The sequence below is a fragment of the Verrucosispora sp. WMMD703 genome (assembly GCF_049178935.1).
In the GTDB taxonomy this organism is placed as follows: domain Bacteria; phylum Actinomycetota; class Actinomycetes; order Mycobacteriales; family Micromonosporaceae; genus Micromonospora; species Micromonospora sediminimaris.
In genome coordinates, this window is the sequence record NZ_JBMHMM010000004.1 from 3,901,937 (window position 1) to 3,918,901 (window position 16,965).

General features: G+C 70.4%; 10 protein-coding genes. 4 read left to right on the forward strand and 6 right to left on the reverse strand.

Annotation, left to right across the window (positions count from 1 at the left end; all coding sequences use genetic code 11):
• Nucleotides 1–28 precede the first annotated feature (28 nt).
• The 3 genes from ACN26Z_RS18460 to ACN26Z_RS18470 form a co-directional block, all read right to left on the reverse strand.
• Nucleotides 29–922 (reverse strand): DUF1996 domain-containing protein, encoded by an 894-nt coding sequence (locus ACN26Z_RS18460; RefSeq protein ID WP_421462568.1) that lies wholly within the window; start codon nucleotides 920–922, stop codon nucleotides 29–31.
• A gap of 272 nt (nucleotides 923–1,194) precedes the next feature.
• A complete protein-coding gene (locus ACN26Z_RS18465; protein WP_282238214.1) occupies nucleotides 1,195–2,232 on the reverse strand; it encodes a glycoside hydrolase family 11 protein in 1,038 nt (345 codons plus the stop codon).
• A complete protein-coding gene (locus ACN26Z_RS18470) occupies nucleotides 2,229–2,384 on the reverse strand; it encodes a hypothetical protein (protein WP_170863488.1) in 156 nt (51 codons plus the stop codon). Before ACN26Z_RS18470 ends, ACN26Z_RS18465 begins: the two co-directional genes overlap by 4 nt.
• Before the next feature lie 433 nt (nucleotides 2,385–2,817).
• Between ACN26Z_RS18470 and ACN26Z_RS18475 the strand changes: the two genes are divergently transcribed.
• The gene (locus ACN26Z_RS18475; protein WP_421462569.1) at nucleotides 2,818–5,079 is read left to right on the forward strand and encodes a hypothetical protein; all 2,262 of its coding nucleotides are present in this window, start codon (nucleotides 2,818–2,820) and stop codon (nucleotides 5,077–5,079) included.
• 48 nt (nucleotides 5,080–5,127) lie between these two features.
• On the opposite strand, the gene ACN26Z_RS18480 is transcribed toward ACN26Z_RS18475, so the two are convergent.
• Both ACN26Z_RS18480 and ACN26Z_RS18485 read right to left on the reverse strand, forming a co-directional pair.
• Nucleotides 5,128–7,962, reverse strand: a complete 2,835-nt coding sequence (locus ACN26Z_RS18480) for a BTAD domain-containing putative transcriptional regulator (RefSeq protein WP_421462570.1) — start codon at nucleotides 7,960–7,962, stop codon at nucleotides 5,128–5,130.
• Between the two features lie 234 nt (nucleotides 7,963–8,196).
• Nucleotides 8,197–9,378 (reverse strand): PucR family transcriptional regulator, encoded by a 1,182-nt coding sequence (locus ACN26Z_RS18485; RefSeq protein WP_421462571.1) that lies wholly within the window; start codon nucleotides 9,376–9,378, stop codon nucleotides 8,197–8,199.
• A gap of 127 nt (nucleotides 9,379–9,505) precedes the next feature.
• On the opposite strand from ACN26Z_RS18485, the gene ACN26Z_RS18490 reads away from it, so the two are divergent.
• The 3 genes from ACN26Z_RS18490 (at nucleotide 9,506) to ACN26Z_RS18500 (ending at nucleotide 15,424) form a co-directional block, all read left to right on the forward strand.
• Nucleotides 9,506–11,833, forward strand: coding sequence for an aminotransferase class III-fold pyridoxal phosphate-dependent enzyme (locus ACN26Z_RS18490; protein ID WP_421462572.1), 2,328 nt, complete (start codon nucleotides 9,506–9,508; stop codon nucleotides 11,831–11,833).
• A 3-nt stretch (nucleotides 11,834–11,836) separates the two neighbouring features.
• Nucleotides 11,837–13,429 carry a xylulokinase gene (locus ACN26Z_RS18495; RefSeq protein WP_421462573.1) on the forward strand — a complete coding sequence of 531 codons (1,593 nt, stop codon included), beginning with the start codon at nucleotides 11,837–11,839 and terminating at the stop codon, nucleotides 13,427–13,429.
• Between the two features lie 288 nt (nucleotides 13,430–13,717).
• Nucleotides 13,718–15,424: a hypothetical protein gene (locus ACN26Z_RS18500; RefSeq protein WP_421464675.1), complete on the forward strand. Its 1,707-nt coding sequence runs from the start codon at nucleotides 13,718–13,720 to the stop codon at nucleotides 15,422–15,424.
• A gap of 22 nt (nucleotides 15,425–15,446) precedes the next feature.
• Here ACN26Z_RS18500 and ACN26Z_RS18505 read toward each other — a convergent pair whose 3' ends face one another.
• Nucleotides 15,447–16,925, reverse strand: a complete 1,479-nt coding sequence (locus tag ACN26Z_RS18505) for a cation:proton antiporter (protein WP_421462574.1) — start codon at nucleotides 16,923–16,925, stop codon at nucleotides 15,447–15,449.
• Nucleotides 16,926–16,965: the final 40 nt, after the last annotated feature.

Sequence of the window (16,965 nt, forward strand, 5' to 3'; positions counted from 1 at the left end):
GGCCCGCCGCCGGGTGTCACCTGTGGACTCAGAGCGGCCTGCCGTCGTGCCCGCACTTGATGACCGGACGGATGCAGTCGCGGACGCGGCGCGCCAACTCCTCCACCGGCCAGGCGTTGAAGAAGTCGCCGTGCATCGTGTAGCCCGGCCCGGAGGCCAGCCGCAGCCGCGACGGGTCACCGTTGACCGGGTACCGCAGGACCTGCCGCAGCTTCGGCACGTGCACCGGGTGGCTGGCCGGACAGGCCTGGTTCACCGGGTAGGCCAGGTGGCTCTTGTGATCCGGTGAGTCGAGGTCGCGGCCGTTCCAGCACTGCGGAAAGTCCAGGTACGACTCCAGCATGGTGCCGGCCGGGCAGTTGACGAAGTCCTTCGACGGCGGCACGTGCCCGGCATGCAGGCACGACCAGCGGGCGATGCTGTCGCCCGGTCCGGCGGCCCGGGCGTTTCCGGCGACGAGGCGCAGGCCCAGCGGGAACGGCTGCGTCTGCGCGACGACGTCGGGACGCACCCCTTCGCCGAGATAGTAGAAGGTGGCGATGGACGGTTCCACCGGCACGTTGTCGCGGTAGAGGGTCGGCACCCAGTACGACGAGACATCGACTCGCGGGTTGCAGGTGGTGGCGGAGCCGACCAGGTCGGGCAGCGTGGTGTGGGCGTTGGTCACCGTGCTGCCGAAGAAGCTGTGCATGTGCGAGGCACCGGGCAGCCCGGGGAAGACGATGGGGTCGTCCGGAAGCCGGTGGCTGTACGTGCAGTCGGCCGGGAATTCGGCCACCCGGATGGCGTTGACACCCGGGGCGGCGTCGGCCGGCGCGGTGCTGGCCACAACGTAGCTGCCGAGCAGCACCAGCAGGGCGCCGATCGCGGTGCCGAGGCGCAGCCGGCTGCGGCTGGCGGGATGGGGTGCGGCGCTGTCCATCTCTTGGCTCCTGTCGGGGAGGGTCAGGGACCTTCCGACGCCGCCGCCGTAGACATCGGAGCTTCCCTGGCCGGACTGGTGGTGGTCGCGGACGCGATCCGAGAGAGCGCTCTCACACCAGCGTCGCCCCTGGGTCGATGGTTGTCAATACGTGCCGGGTCGGCGTGGCATGCAACGACGGCGGGCCGGCCCCTGAGGGTCGGCCCGCCGTGGGTGCTGTTTGCCGGCGGCGGCGTGCCGGCTGCGGCCGTCACCCCGCCTGGTTCACCGGGTCAGCCGCTTGAGCAGGTCGCGCTCGGCGTGGTGTTGTTGCCGTTCTTCCAGAGCGTGATGCCGAAGTTGTTGCCGTTACCGTTCGGACGTGCGGTGATCGTGCCACTGGAGCCGCTGATCGAGGCGTTCCAGCTGTTCTGCAGGCTCTGGCCGCCGTTGGTACGGATGGTGACGGTCCAGTTGTTGCTGCCACTGACCGAGAAGGTCGTGTTGAACCGGTCGTTCCAGTCCTCGGCGCGCTGCACGCTGACCGAGCAGTTGCCACCACCGGGCGGCGGGTTGCTCGGCGGCGGGTTGCTCGGCGGCGGGTTCGAGCCCCCGCCTTCCGAGAGGGTGATGTCCGAGCTTCCCTGGCTCTGGTAACCCTCGGTGGCCATGATCTGGTAGTAGTGGTTACCGAGGTTCAGGCCAACCCGCGCCCAGGCGTCGAAGTGGTTGGCGGTGGTGATGGTGCCGCTGCTGCGCTTCTGCTGCCGGACGCTCCAGTACTGGTAGAACGTCTGGGTGCCGTCGATCGACGGGGCGTTGACCCGCTGGCTGCGCAAGATGTCGTAGGTGCCACCGTCGGTGGTGATGCTGCCCAGCCGGGTGGCCCCGCTGCTCGGGTTGTAGCTGCCGAAGTTCTCGACGATGTAGTACTCGACCAGCGGGTTACGGGTCCAGCCGTACAGGGCGAGGTAGCTGTTGTTGTTACCCGGGTTGTAGCTACCCGAGTAGCTGATCGTGCGGCGGGTTCCCGGGTTCCAGCCCTTGCCACCGACCCAGTTGTTGGTGCTCCTGCTCCACGAACTGGAGTAGCGGCCGTTCTCGCGCAACACCATGCAGGCGTCGCCGCTGTCCTTCCAGAACGAGAAGAAGAACCCGTTGTGGGTACCTTCCGTGTTCGAGCAGACCTGCCGGTCGGCCTCGGCCTGGGCGGGGCTGGCCGAGATCGCGACGGTGCCGGTGCTGATCAGCGCCACGGCGCAGGCGGCACCGATGAGCGACCTGAGTCGTCCACGCCTGCGACTTCGTGGTGGGACGGGGACGTTGTTCATGCTTCCTCCTCGTGACGGCTGACCGGTGGCCAGCAGTGCGCTACGAACCGGCGGTCCCGATGGCTGTGCGGCCACCATCGACTGTCGACGTCGTACCGGGTGGCGGTCTGCCGGTCGAACTGCACCGTGACCGGCGGAGTAGGTAGCGACATCCAACGATCATCCAGGTTCGTCGATGGCCAACAGTATTGGCGCGTATCCGCCGACCCGTCAACAACTTCCGGAAATACTCTCGAAACCTTCCCTCGACCGCCCGGCCACGCCACGAAACGCATCAGCGCTGGTCAGTAACAACGGGATGGCCGACGATTGCTCGACAAGGCCGCGACCGACCACGCCAGGTAGGCACCGCTGACCAGCGGAAGTTCCAGAGACTTTCCGGATGCGCACCGGCGGCACAGCGCCGTCAGTGCTGGTGGCGGGGCTACGACGACCAGAAATGAATACGGTCGCGCCGCCTCGCCGCGCAACGCAGGCGTGGACCCCTTCGGTTGGGGTAGGCCGGGCTGCCGTGGGATGACGCCGCGCCTGGTACCGGCCCGCTCGCGGCGAGGCGGCGAGGCGGCGAGGTGTCCCGGAGGGTCGATGTCGACTGGATCAGCGGCAACCGGTGGGTTGGCGCCGCCCGAGGACGTGGTGGAGCTGCGCGTGCACGGGGTCTCCACCCCTGCCGCCGAGCAGATGGCGCAAACGCCCGTGCAGGTGGCAGGGGATCGCAACGCCGGCTTCTACCGGGCTCGCCCGAGCTGCGCCGGCACCGACCGCACCGACACCGTGGAGGTGTACCGATGGAGTGACCTGCCCTCCGGCACCATGATCCGGACGCTGTCGATGGTGTTCCTGCTGCCGTTCACGCTGCTCAACGTCGCGGTATGGATGCGCCCGGGAAACCCGGGCACCGACGCGGCGGTACGAGCTCTGTGCCGGGTGCTCGGTCTCACCCTGACCGCGCTGTACGTCCTCACCGCCGTCGGAGTCGCGTTGGACCTGACCGCGTGGCAGTGCATGTCCTCCCCGGACTGCCTGTCCGGCCGCAGCTGGCTGTCCTGGCTCGGTGGTCGCCCCACCGGTCTGCGACTGACGGCCCTCGCCGCGGTGCCGGCCGCCGCCATCGCGCTGATCTGGTGGGCCAGCACCCGCCCCGGACGAACCTTCAACGCGTTCCGCCCGCCGGAGAGCACCCGGTCCGGACACCCGCTGAGCACCGTCGGCCAATGGGACGCCGAGCCGCTGATGGGGCGACTACGCTCGATCCACATCGCCGCGGCGTTCGCGACGCTCGACGCCAGCCTGCTCGCCGCCCGGACCGCACACGCCCAAGGCCCGGCGCCCGCCACCATCGTGCTCACGGTCGCCACCGGAGCGGTGCTGGCCACCTGCGTCGTCCTGGTCTGCACTCCCCCACTGATCGAGCGGGATCCCACGGACCCTCGGCTCGACGGGATCGCCCGGGCACTACGGACAACAGCCATCGGGCTCACCATCGTGGTCGTCGTCGACGTTCTCGCCGCCCCCGCCGACTGGCGGGAGAAAGGTGGCCTGCCCGGCTACGCGCCAACCCTCACCTGGCTGTTCGGCGCGCACGCCGTACTGCTGGCCGCCCTGGTCTCGGTCACGCTGCGGCCCCGGGGCCAGCGGTCGGGCCACCGACGCCCACGCTACTTCGGCGCTCCGGCGGCAGCCGCCGCCGGAGCCGGTATCGCGGTGGCGTTCTCGGCAGAACTCGTCCGTCGGGTGGCCGATCTCCTGGACCGGAACGCGTCGGCCGGGCAGGTGGCCATTCGGCCACCACCCGCCTTCACCTGGGCGATCTACGGCTTCTTCCGGGCGGTGCTGATCACGCTGGTCGTGGCGGGCCTGGTGGTCCTGCTGACCCGGCGCGGCCGTACCCGCGCGGCGACCGCGATCCTCGCGCGCGACTTCCCGAACCCGCCACCGGAGGCCGTTGCCCGACTACGGCAGGTACGGCAGGCGATCGCACGGGCCCGGTCCACCGAATGGCTGCCACCGCTGGTCGTGGTCTACGCCGGTCTCGGCGGGCTCGGCGCGGCAACCACCGTGATCGACCTGCTCGGCGAGCATCCCGGCGACGTCATCCAGCGGTACGCGCAGGTGCCCGCAGGCCTGATCGAATTCGGCATCGGACTCGGTAGCCAGCTGATCTCGGCAACCGTGCTCGGCCTCGTCATCGGTGGAATCTTCGCCTACCGGACGCCAGGATTCCGGCGCCATGTGGGCGTGCTCTGGGACCTGGCCACCTTCTGGCCACGCGCCGCCCATCCCTTCGCCCCGCCCTGCTACGCCGAGCGGGCCGTGCCGGAGCTGGCCCGGCGCATCACCTACCTGATCAGCAGGGGCCACCTGGTGGTGATCACCGGATACAGCCAGGGGTCGGTGCTGGTCGCCGCCACCATCCTGCAGCTGGCTCCACGGGTCAGCGATCGGGTCGCCCTGCTCACCCACGGCTCGCCGCTGCGCCGACTCTATGCTCGGTTCTTTCCCGCCTACTTCGACGACGACATGTTGCACGAGGTGGGTGACCGGGTCGGCTGGCGATGGGTGAACCTGTGGCGGGACACCGACCCGATCGGTAGCTGGACCTTCTCCGACCACCGGCCCGACACGCCACCGACCAGCAGCGGGCCCTCTGCGACGGTGGACCGCCGCCTGCCGGATCCGGCGGGCCTGGTCGCCCCGCCCGGCGACAGCGTTCCGCCACCGATCAAGGGCCATTCGCCCGGCGAGTCCGACGAGGCTTTCGTGGCGGCGACGCGGGAACTGGTCGTGCGGTTGCGGGCCGGTCAGCCCACCGGTCCCGGCGACGATTCCCCGCCTACCCCGTCGTAGCCGAACAGGTGAGCCCGTGGGGGCGCGACCAGGCACGACGAGCCGCGGTCAGCCGCTGGCTCCGCAGGGACCGGCGGTCGTCTCCGTCAGTCGCTCGATGCGTCGTAGGGCCTCGTCGATCGCCGGGTCGTCGACGTCGTCGTAGATCCGCGCCGCCTGGCGCCAGGCGGCGATGGCCCCGGCCTGGTCACCCATCGTCTCCCGCGAATCGCCGAGCCGGACCAGAGTCTCGGCCTCGTGGTAGCGGTCGGCGGTGTCGCGGAACAGCTGGATCGCCTGCTGGTAGCAGTCGACCGCCCGGGCGTGGTCACCGAGCCTGTCGTACGCGAAACCGATGCTGTCCAGCGTCGCCGCCTGACCGTTGCGGTCGTTGCTGCGGCGCTGCTCGGCCAGGGCGGCAGTGCAGCTCTCGATGGCCTGGTTGTACTCGCCGGTGGTGGCCAGCAACCAACCGATCGCGTTCAGCGCACGGGCAGCTCCGGAACGGTTGTCGACCATCCGGTACAGCCGCAACGCCTCGCGGGCGTGCGTCAGCGCCTCGTCGAGCCGACCGCCCAGGAAACATAGTTCGCAGTAGTTGTGCAGGGTCTGTGCCTGACCGGTCGGGTCGTTGAGGTTCCGGTAGAGGTCGAGCGCGCGGCGGAGCCGGTGCTCGGCGTCCTCGTGTTCGCCGAGACGGGTGAACGCCCGCGACAGCAGGCGGTTGGCGGTCGCCTGACCGGCGAGGTCGTCGATCTTCTCGGCGGCGGTCAGCGCGACCTGCTGAATGGCGAGTTGGTCCTGCCAGAGACCGCGGGGCGCGACGAACGTGTTCAACGTCCAGGCGAGCTGCCAGGCGTACGCCTCGAACCCGCTGTCGGCGGCCTGCCGGACCATGCGGAGCAGCACCCGGTGCTCCGCGGTGAACCAGGCCAGGGCGGCGTCGTGGTCGGTGGCCGGTCGCCGGATCACCCCCGGTAGTGGCGGCACCGGTTCGATCGGCGCCCACTGTGGTTGCAGCAGCACGGCCGCCGGGTAAGCACCGTGCAGGTAGTGGTCGTAGAGTCGTTGCCGGCCGGCTCGCCGCTCCCCGGCGTGCTCGGACGAGTCGGCCAGCTCGGCCGCGTAGACCCGCAGCAGGTCGTGGAAGGTGTACCGGCCGGGCGTGTGCTCGGTCAGCAGGTGCAAACGGGTCAGCTCGCGCAGCGGCGGCACGACGGCCGCCGTGGGCACCCCGGCCAGGGCGGCTGCGGCGTCGGCGCTCAGGTCCGGACCGGGATGCAGGCCGAGCAGTCGGAACAGCCGCGCTGCGGGCGGACTCAACGCCAGGTAGGAGCGGGAGAAGACCCGCCGCACGTCGCCGTCGGCCAGCACGTCGAGCCGGGCCTCGGTGGAGTGCAATTCGGCGGCGATGGCATCGAGCGGAAAGGTCGGGTGGGTGGCGACGCGCGCCGCCACCATGGACAACGCCAGCGGCAACCGTCCGGTGGCGGCGATGATGTCGGTGACCGCCTCCGGATCGGTCGCGAGCCGGGTGGCGCCGAGCCGGCCGGCGAGCAGACTCATCGACTCGTCGTCGGTGAGCACGTCCAGCCGCAGCGGTTCGGCGCCCTCGGCGGCGACCAGGTCGGCCAGCCGGTCCCGGCTGGTGACCACGACCAGACAGCCACCGGCTCCCGGCAGCAGGGGCCGCACCTGACTGGCGTCGCGGGCGTTGTCGAGCACCACGAGCATCCGCCGGGAGGCCAGCAGACTGCGGTAGAGGCCGGTGCGGGCCTCGGTGCTGGTCGGAATCCGGGAGGGCGGCACGCCGAGCGCCTCGAGGAAACCCTGGAGCGCGTCGTCCGGGAACGCCACCTCGGCCTCGTCGTAGCCGTGCAGATTCACGTAGAGCTGACCGTCAGGAAAGCGGTCGGACACCCGGTGGGACCAGTGCAACGCCAGGGCGGTCTTGCCGACGCCGGCCATCCCGGACACCGCTGAGATGACGACCGTCGCCGGTCCTTCGCGGTCCAGGAGCGCGTTCAGGCGGGCGAGTTCGGTGGCTCGGCCCACGAACTGTGGCACCGCGAGCGGCAGCTGCTCGGGCCGCCGACCGCCGGAACCCGGAGTCGCCGGGGAGGTCGCGTCGGGCGTCGGCTCACCGCTGCTGGTGAACCCGGTCGCCACCAGGCTCGGGCGGTGATGAAGGATGTCGTCGTAGAGCCTGATCAGCTGTGGTGCAGGGTCAAGACCGGTCTCCTCCGCAAGGATCTGCCGGGCCTGCTGGAACGCGTCGAGTGCGCCTGCCACGTCGCCGATGCGGTAGAGGCCCAGCATCAACTGGCTCCAGGCCCGCTGGCGCAGCGGATGCTCGTCGAGCAGGGCTCGCAGCCGGCCGACCACCGCGGCCGACGCGCCTTGCGCCAGCATCGCCTCCGCGTAGTCCTCCTCGGCGAGCAACCGCTGCTCCTGCAACTGGGCGACCCATCGGGTCAGCAGCGGGTGCGATGGCAGGTCTGCCAGGGGCGCCCCGCGCCAGAGCGTGACCGCCTCGGCGAGCTCCGTCTCCGCTCGGACGGCGTCACCAGCGGTCAGTGCGTCCCGGCCACGCGCGGCGGCGGCGTCGAACCGATCCAGGTCACGCTCGCCCGGCCGGACAGCGAGCAGGTAGCCGCCGGCAGCCGTCGGAATCCGTTCTTCACCGAGCAGTTGGCGCAGCCCGCGCACGTACGTCCGCAGGTTCGCCGCAGCCGAGGGTGGCGGTTCGTCGGCCCAGAGCATCGGGACCAGTTCGTCGGTGCCCACAGTCTCGTTGGGGCGCAGCAGCAGAGCGGCCAGCAGCAGCCGTTGCTTCACCGAGCCGAGCGGGATGAGCCGATCGCCGCGGTGCACCGCCAGCGGGCCGAGCAGGTCGAAACGCACAGGGTCCGTCCATCGGGTACGCCGGGCAAGGGCCGGTCACCCGCCCCGACTGCCGCACCTGTTGAGCGCGTCGGCACGGGCAACGGTGACGTTGTATCTCCTTTGTGGCAAAGGCTATACGCCGGTCATCGTAGAGGTCCCGGCAGTACCGAACCACCGGCGGCACGCGGGCGCCGAGGGCCGCCGCACCGGCCGGTCGGGTCTACTCGGTCCCTTCCAACGCCGGCACTCGCCCTAACCGCCGCCGGGCCGGCTGGTGAGCTGGCTGGTCAGCACCACCAGCAGCTCAAATCGGACGGCCGGGTCGTCCAAGTCGTCGCCGTACAGTTCACGCAGCCGCTTGAGGCGGTAGCTGACCGTCTGCGGGTGCACGAACAGCTCGGTGGAGACCTCGGCGCGCGAGCCCCAGTGGCGGAGCCAGGCGTACAGCGTCGCCAGCAGGTTGTCCCGCTGTGCCGGGCGCAGCTGCGCCAGCGGCGCGAGGCGGCGGGCGGTGAGCACCGCCAACGCCCGCTGCTCGCCACGCAGGGTCAGCGTGACCAGGTGGTCGTCGACGAAGACCGGACCGGGGGACGGTCCGAGCAGCCCGGCGGCCAGCTCGGCGAGCCGGACCGCCGCCGGCACCTGCGGCCAGCCCAGTTCCGGCCCGACCACCGCCGGCCGGCCGGCTAACGCCTCGGTCAGGGTGGCGCGGGCCGCCCGGGTACCCGCCCGCAGCAGCAGCACGGCGTCGCGACCACGCTCGATGACCAGACCGTCCGGGCCGTACCGGAACCGCGCGTCGCGGGCCTGGTCCAACGGCAGCAGTACGGGCACCACCGTGTCCAGCTCGGCCCAACCGATCCGGGCCGCCGCCGACTCGACGGCACTGGGCAGGCCGTCGCCGCGCAGCAGCAGCTCGGCGAGGTGCCGACGACGGTCGCCCTCCCCGGCCTGCTCGCGCAGCTGGAGCGCGTACCCGTCGGTGCTCGCGGCGGCCAGCTCGGCCACGTAGGCGCTGACCGCGTCGGAGAGGTCGATCAGTTCCTCCGGATCGACCGGGCGTAGCCGGGCCAGTGACTGCGACGCCGTACGCAGCAGCAGCCGTGCCGCTGTCCGCAGCGCGGTCAACAGCGCCTCCGGTCCCCGGTCCTCGCGGGCCTCGGCGGCGCCCAACCCGACGAAGACCTCCCGGAACCGGGGCGGCAGCGCCGGTTCCCCGGTGCCGATGAGGTCGAGAAAACGGTCGAGGGCCACCTGCACGGCGGTGCGTACGTCCCGGGCGAACTTGTCGTCGGCGATGCCGGCGAAGGCCGGGGTGGCCTCGGTGACGGCGACCGCGACGGCGGCCACGGTGGCCGGCAGGTGCGGGCGCATCGCGGCGGCCAGATCGGCGGGCAGGTGTCGCCAGGGAGTCGCGGAGACAGGCGCGATCATCCGGCGATTTTGTCACGGCAGGATAAGAACGGCGGCGGTTCTCACTGCCGACGGGACGGTGTTTCGATCGGCCCGGCCGCGCGACGATGAACCCGACCGGCGAGCGGGCCAGCGCAGCGACCGCCCGGTGGCCGACGAACCGACGGAGGAGAACGCCGTGCAGCACCGCCTGTCCCGCCAGCACGTCGTCGACATGTGTCGCACCATGCTCGCCCGGGGCTACCTCAAGGCCACCGAGGGCAACGTCTCGGTCCGGGTGCCCGGCCACCGGCGGTACGCGGTCACCCCGAGCAACTACGACTACGACCGGATGCGGGTCGAGGACATCTGCATCGTCGACTTCGACGGCAAGCACGTGCCCGACGACTCCGGCACCGACCTGAAGCCGTCCATCGAGTGCGGGATGCACGCCAACATCTACCGGGAGCGGCCGGACGTCAACGCGATCGTGCACACCCACCAGCCGTACGCCTCGGCGCTGGCCTTCCTGCGCAAACCGATCCCGGCGCTCACCGACGAGCAGGTGCGCTTCCTGGGCCGGGAGGTGGCGATCATCGACTACGCCCCGTCGGGCACCGGGTTCCTGGCCCGCAACGTGCAGAAGAAGGTGGCCAGCGGCGACAACGCCTTCATCATCGCCAACCACGGGGTGGTCGCCGTCGGCACCGACCCCGACCGGGCGGTGTTCAACATGGCGCTGCTGGAGAAGGTGTCCATCGCCTACCTGCTGGCGCTGACCAGCGAGGCGGGGAAGGTGCACACCATCCCGACCGCGATCCGGGAGATCGCCTTCACCAAGCTGCGGGCCGACGAGAAGCGGATCGCCGCGCAGCTCACCGAGGCGGTCGAGCCGCTACGGGTGCCCGCCGACGAGGAACTGCCGAGCGCCGACGCGGCAGCCGCCGAGGTCGCCGCCGGCCGGACCGCGGACATCACGCCAGGCGCGGTGGACGGTGCCGCGTCCCCGGGCAACGGGACGGACAGCGATCCGGGCGTCGAGTCGGCCCGGCTCGGGTACGCGATCAGCGAGTACCCCGACGTCGACGACGTGATGCGTCGGCTGAAGGCGCTCACCGCCCAGCCGGTGCGCGGACTGCGCCACGACGCGATGCTCGACGTGCTGAACTACTTCGACACGAAGTGCCGGGCCAGCAAGGAGATCACCGACCGGGCGCGGCGGCGCATCCCCGGCGGGGTGCAGCACAACCTGGCGTTCAACTATCCGTTCCCGCTCGCGGTCGACAAGGCCGACGGAGCGTACCTGGTGGACCGGGACGGCAACACCTACATCGACTTCCTCCAGGCCGGCGGACCGACGATCCTGGGCAGCAACTACGGCCCGGTCAACGAGCGGGTCGCCGAGGTGGTCCGGGACTCCGGCCCGGTGACCGGGCTGTTCCACGAGTACGAGCTGAAGCTCGCCGAGATCATCCACCGGTTCATGCCGCACGTGGAGATGTACCGGTCGCTGGGCTCGGGCACCGAGGCGGTGATGGCGGCCGTCCGGGGCGCCCGCGCCTTCACCGGCAGGAAGATGGTGATCAAGGTCGGTGGCGCCTATCACGGCTGGTCGGACACCATGGTCTACGGGCTGCGGGTGCCCGGCACCTACCGGATGAACGCCAAGGGCATTCCCTTCGGGGCCACGGCCCGCACCCGGGAGGCATTCCCCCACGACCTGGGTCAGCTCAAACGCAAGCTGATCGAGAACCGGCTGCGCGGCGGCACCGCGGCGGTGGTGGTCGAGCCGGTCGGCCCGGAATCCGGCACCCGGCCGGCGCCACGCGATTTCAACGCCCGGGTCCGCGAGTTGTGCGACGAGTTCGGCGCGCTGCTGATCTTCGACGAGGTGGTCACCGGGTTCCGGCTCGGGCTGGGCGGCGCGGCCGGCTACTTCGGTGTCACCCCCGACCTGACCGTGCTGGGCAAGGCGGTCTCCGGCGGCTACCCGATGGCCGGCGGCGTCGGCGGGCGGGCCGACGTGATGGCGGTCTTCGGTTCCGGGCTGGACGGCAAGAGCGGAGCGCACATCCAGGTCGGCGGCACCCTGTCGGCCAACCCGCTGTCCTGCGCGGCCGGCTACTTCGCGATCGAGGAGATGGCCCGCACCAACGCGCCGGTGATCGCGGGCCGGGCCGGTGACCGGCTGACCCGCGGCCTGCAACGGCTGATCGACTCCTACGGGCTGCCGTACGTGGCGTACAACCAGGGGTCCATCGTGCACCTGGAGTGCAGTGGCGTGATGCTGTTGGACATGCGCAACCCGGTGAAGCTGCTCAAGGAGAACAAGACTCGCAAGCGGCTGATGGAGCAGATGGGGGCCGCCTACACCGCACACGGCATCGTCACCCTGGCCGGCTCTCGGATGTACACGTCGATGGCCGACACCGACGAGGTCATCGACGACGCGCTCGCCCGGTTCGACCGGGTCTTCGCGCTGGTCGAGGGGGTCTGATCCGTGGCCGCCAGCCCGCCGCAGGTCTTCGCGATCGACCTGGGCACCTCCGGGCTGAAGGCCGCGCTGGTCGCCGCCGACGGCACGGTCACCGGCTGGGCCGAGCGACCGGTCCCGCTGCGGGTGCTGCCCGGTGGCGGCGCCGAACAGGAGCCGCTCGCCTGGTGGAGCGCGCTCGGGCAGGTCGCCGCCGAGCTGGGACGCGACCATCCTGAGCAGATGCGGGCGGTCGCCACGGTGTGCGCCTCCACCCAGGGTGAGGGGACCATCGCGGTGGACGCGGCCGGTGCACCGCTGACCGCGTGCATCAGCTGGCTCGACATGCGCGGCGCGCCGCACCTGCGACGGCGGTTCGGCGGCTTTCCCGCGTACCAGGGGATGTCGGTGCGCCGGATCGCCCGCTGGCTGCGGCTCACCGGCGGCATGCCCTCACCCACCGGCAAGGACCCCGCCGCCCACATGCTGTTCGTCCGCGACACCCTGCCGCAGGTGTACGCGCGCACGGCGACGTTCCTCAACGTGCTCGACTGGATCAACCTGAAGCTCACCGGACGCACGGTGGCGACCGTCGACTCGATCCTGACCTCGTGGGTGACCGACAATCGGCGTCCCGGCGACATCCGCTACTCCCCCACCCTGGTCGCCGACAGCGGCATCGACGCGGACAAACTGCCACCGATCGTCGCCTGCACCGAAGTGATCGGCACGTTGACACCGGCCGCTGCCGCGCACCTGGGCCTGCCCGCGACGGTACGGGTGGTCGCCGGTGCGATCGACAACACCGCCGCGGCCATCGGCGCCGGCACCACCGATGACAACAAGCCGCACCTGTACGTCGGCACCTCCTCCTGGATCGCGGCCCACGTGCCCCGGAAGAAGACCGACGTCTCCGCCGGCATCGCCTCGGTACCCTGCGCGGTCGGCGACCGTTACCTGATGACCGCCCTCCAGGCCACCGCCGGCGCCAACCTGACCTGGCTGCGGGACAAGATCGTCGAGTACGACGACCCACTGCTCAGCGCCGGTCACCTCAGCCGCGACGAAGGGACGATCTTCGACGCCTTCGACACGATCATCCCGACGGTGCCGCCGGGCGCGAACGGGGTGCTCTACACCCCCTGGCTGTACGGCGAACGTGCCCCGGTGGACGACGCGAGCCTGCGTGCCGGGTTCTTCAACATCTCCCTCGACACCAACCGCTCGGACCTGTTGCGGGCCGTCTTCGAGGGGGTCGCCTTCAACACCCGCTGGCTGCTCGGCGCGGTCAACCGGTTCCTGGGCGCGCCGGTCACCTCGATGGCCATCACCGGCGGCGGGGCGCTGTCGGACTCGTGGTGTCAGATCTTCGCCGACGTGCTCAACGTCGAGATCCGCCGCGACGCCCAGCCGCTCGCGGTCAACGCCAGGGGCGCCGGGTGGATCGGCGCGGTCGGCACCGGGCAGCTCACCTTCGCCGACATCCCGGGCCTGATGCGTACCGACCGGGTCTTCACGCCGGACCCGGCGCACCGGTCCGGCTACGACGAGGTCTTCGACGTCTACCGGCAGCTGCACCAACGACTCGCCCCGGTCTACCGACGTCTCAATCGCGGCTGACCTGCTTGGCGACCCGCGGTTTCCGCGCGATCGACAGGTGATCAGCTTTTTGCCCGTTTCCCATTAATCGGGATTGGCGGCTGTGATGCCCGCCTGGAAGTTTCGGCGGTCATCGATGATGGCTTTTATCCTCTGATCGATGCGACGCTATGACGTCGGCGTCGGCCATCGACAGGAGGATACGTGCAGGCAATACGTCGCAGGCTACTCGGAGCCCCCTCCGCCGACCCTGAGCAGGCCGACCCGGAACAGGCAGCGGATGTCCCGCCTCGTAAGGGACAGGGACGGCTGGCGGGGGCCGTCCGGGTGGCGTCGCGCCTGTTGCTGCATGAATGGACGTTGGCGGCAATCGCTGGAGTGGCGGTGGCTGTTGTCCTCACCTGGCCGACGTTGAAGCAGCCGTGGACGACCATCCCGGGCGACATCGGCGATCCCCCATTGCAGGCGTGGCAGGTCGCCTGGGCCGGGCATGCGCTGGTCACCGACCCGCTCAACCTCTGGCATTCGAATACGTTCTTCCCCGACCTGTACACGTACGCCTACACCGACATCGTGCTCGGATACGCACCTGCCGGTCTGTTCGTCAACGGCGTGGCGTCGGCCATCTTCCGCTACAACCTCCTCTACGTCCTGGCGCACGCACTCGCCTTCGTCGGGGCGTACGCCCTGGTGCGCCAACTCGGCGCCATCCGGACGGCGGCCGCCGTCGCCGGCGTCGCCTGGGCCTTCGCACCGTGGCGGCTCGCGCACAGCGGCCATCTGAACATCCTCTCCATCGGCGGCGTCGCACTGTGCCTGGCGATGCTGGCTCGCGGCCACGGCTGGTCCCTGCGGGACGGTCACCGACCGGCGCTGCACCGTCCCGGCTGGATCGTGGCCGGCTGGCTGGTCGCCGCCTGGCAGCTGACCCTGGGTCTGGCGATCGGCCTGCCGCTTGCGTACTTCCTGGCCGGCACCATGCTTGTGGTCCTCGTGGCGGTTGGCTGGGCCCGCTGGCGGACCGGCACCTGGTTGTTTGGTCGCCGGGTGGTGCTCGCGAACCTCTTCGGCGGCGTCGTCTTCGGAGCGGTGTTGATCTGGTTGGGGATCACCTTCCTGCGGGTGGTGGAGCTGAACCCGGAGGCGCACCGGGATCTGTCCTGGACGGAGATGTTCTCCCCACCCCTGCTGGGATACTTCGTCGCGCCTGCGGACTCGTGGCTGTGGGGCGGCCACTTCGCGGCCGCCCGCGCCCAGCTGTCCTGGCCGCCGGAGATGGCGCTGCTGCCGGGCGTCACGTTGATCGTGCTGGCCGTGGCCGGGCTGAGCTACTCGACGTTCCGGGTGCGCCACCGCGTCCTGCTCGGGCTCGGCGTGCTGGTCAGCGGCGCGCTCGGGCTAGGCAGCAATCTCGTCGGTCAGGGCGACCCGGGATACCTGACCCTGTCCCGACTGCTGCCCGGATGGGACGCGCTACGAACCCCGGGTCGGCTGATGGTGTGGACGAGCCTGCTGCTCGCCATTCTCGCAGCAGGAGCGATAAGCGAATTCGGACGAAATCGCCCCAAGGTCGGGTGGCCGAAGCCGGTGAGCGCGGTCGTGCTCCTGCTGCCCCTGCTGCTGGTCCTGGTTGAAGGGGTCAACCGGACACCACATCCCACCGTGCCCACCGCCCCGCCAGCGTTCCAGGCGGCGGACGACCCGATGCTGGTCCTGCCCAGCAACGGCGTGGCCGAATCCGACATCATGCTCTGGTCCACCGAGGGATTTCCCCGCGTCGCCAACGGGTCGGTCACTTTCCTGCCGGCCAGTCAACAACAGATCCGCGCGGTGACCACGACCTTCCCCGATCCGGGCAGCATCGCCTTCCTCCGGCAGGTCGGCATCCGGTCGGTGGTCGTCCTGCCGGACAGGCTCGCCGGAACGCCCTGGGACGGCCTGCCCGCCCGGCCGGTGGACGGCCTCGGCATCACCCGGGAGGAGATAGCAGGCGCGTGGGTGTACCGCCTCGACTGAGGCGGGCCCAGCGTACTGCTTGTCACTCCCGGGTGGTGCCCATGGGCTCGCGGATCAGGGCGCCGTCGATGTAGCAGTACCGCCAGTCCTCGCCCTCCTCCAATGACCGGATCAACGGATGGCCGGTCTGCCGGTAGTGCTCCTCCGCGTGGTTGTTGACCGAGTCACTGCAACAGCCCACCGCCCCGCAGGTCAGACACATCCGCAGCTGCACCCAGTCGTCGCCGCTCTCCACACACTGCGGGCACGCGTCCGCGTCGGACTCGGTGATGTGGATCCGGTCGAGGTGCGTGCAGGCGGTGCTTATCGTCTCCTCACGCACGTACCGCCAACTGGAGTGCAGCAGCCGGTCCGGGATCATCCGAGCCAGGAAACGTGAGTTCGCCGCGAGCAGCGGGCTCGCCACGGCCAAGATCAGCACGTACAGGGCGATGAACGGACCGAGTCGGTCGTCCAGGCCGGCGGCGATGGCGAGGGTGGCCAGGATCAGCGAGAACTCGCCCCGGCCCAGCACGGTCAGGCCGACGTTGGCGGCGCCGCGCTGGTTGAGCCCGAACAACCGGCCGGCGATCAGGCCGGCCACCACGTTGGTGACGATGGTCATCAGTACGGCGAGCAGCACTGGCAGCGCCACCGAGCCGAACTCGCCGACGTCGATGCTCAGCCCGAACACCAGGAAGAAGACGGCCGCGAAGACGTCACGCAGCGGCAGCACCAGACGTTCGACCCGTTCGCGGATGGGAGTACGGGCCACCACGAGACCGATCATCAGCGCGCCGATCGCGTCGGAGACGCCGATCTCGGCCGACACCCCGGCGACGAGCACGACCAACCCGACCATCAGGATGGCCAGCAGTTCGTCCTCGTTGCTGTCGATCACCTTGCCGACCAGGCGGGCGCCGAAGCGGGCGACGGCGAAGAGCACCACCAGGTAGGCGAAGCTCAGGCCGATGCGCAGCACCAGTTCCCCGGCGGACCCGGCACCGGACAGCAGCGGCGAGAGCAGCGCCAGATACAGCGCGAGGAACAGGTCCTCGATCACGATGATGCCGAGAATGACAGGCGTCTCCGCGTTGGCCAGCCGCCGGAACTCGATGAGCAGTTTCGTCACGATCGCCGACGAGGAGATGCCGAGCGCACCGGCGATCACGAACGCCTCGTAGCCACCCCAACCGAGGGCGAAGCCGAAGAGCAGCCCCGCACCGACGTTGAGGCCGATGTACGAACCGGCGGCGACGAACAGTCGTTTACCGCTGCCGAGCACCTGGTCGACCGGGAACTCGACGCCCAGATGGAACAGCAGCAGGACCAGGCCGAGGGAGGCGAGCAGGCTCAGGTCCTCGGGATGAGCGATCAGCACCGGCCCCGGGGTACCGGGCCCGAGCAGGATGCCCGCCAGCATGAAGAACGGCACGGTGGGCAGGTTGATCCGACGACCCGCACGGGCCAGCAGGCCCGCGATCAGTACGAGGGCCCCGAAGCCCACGAGGTCAGCATGCACGATGAGGACTCCTGGAGCGGACTGAGCGAGAGCGCAAGAC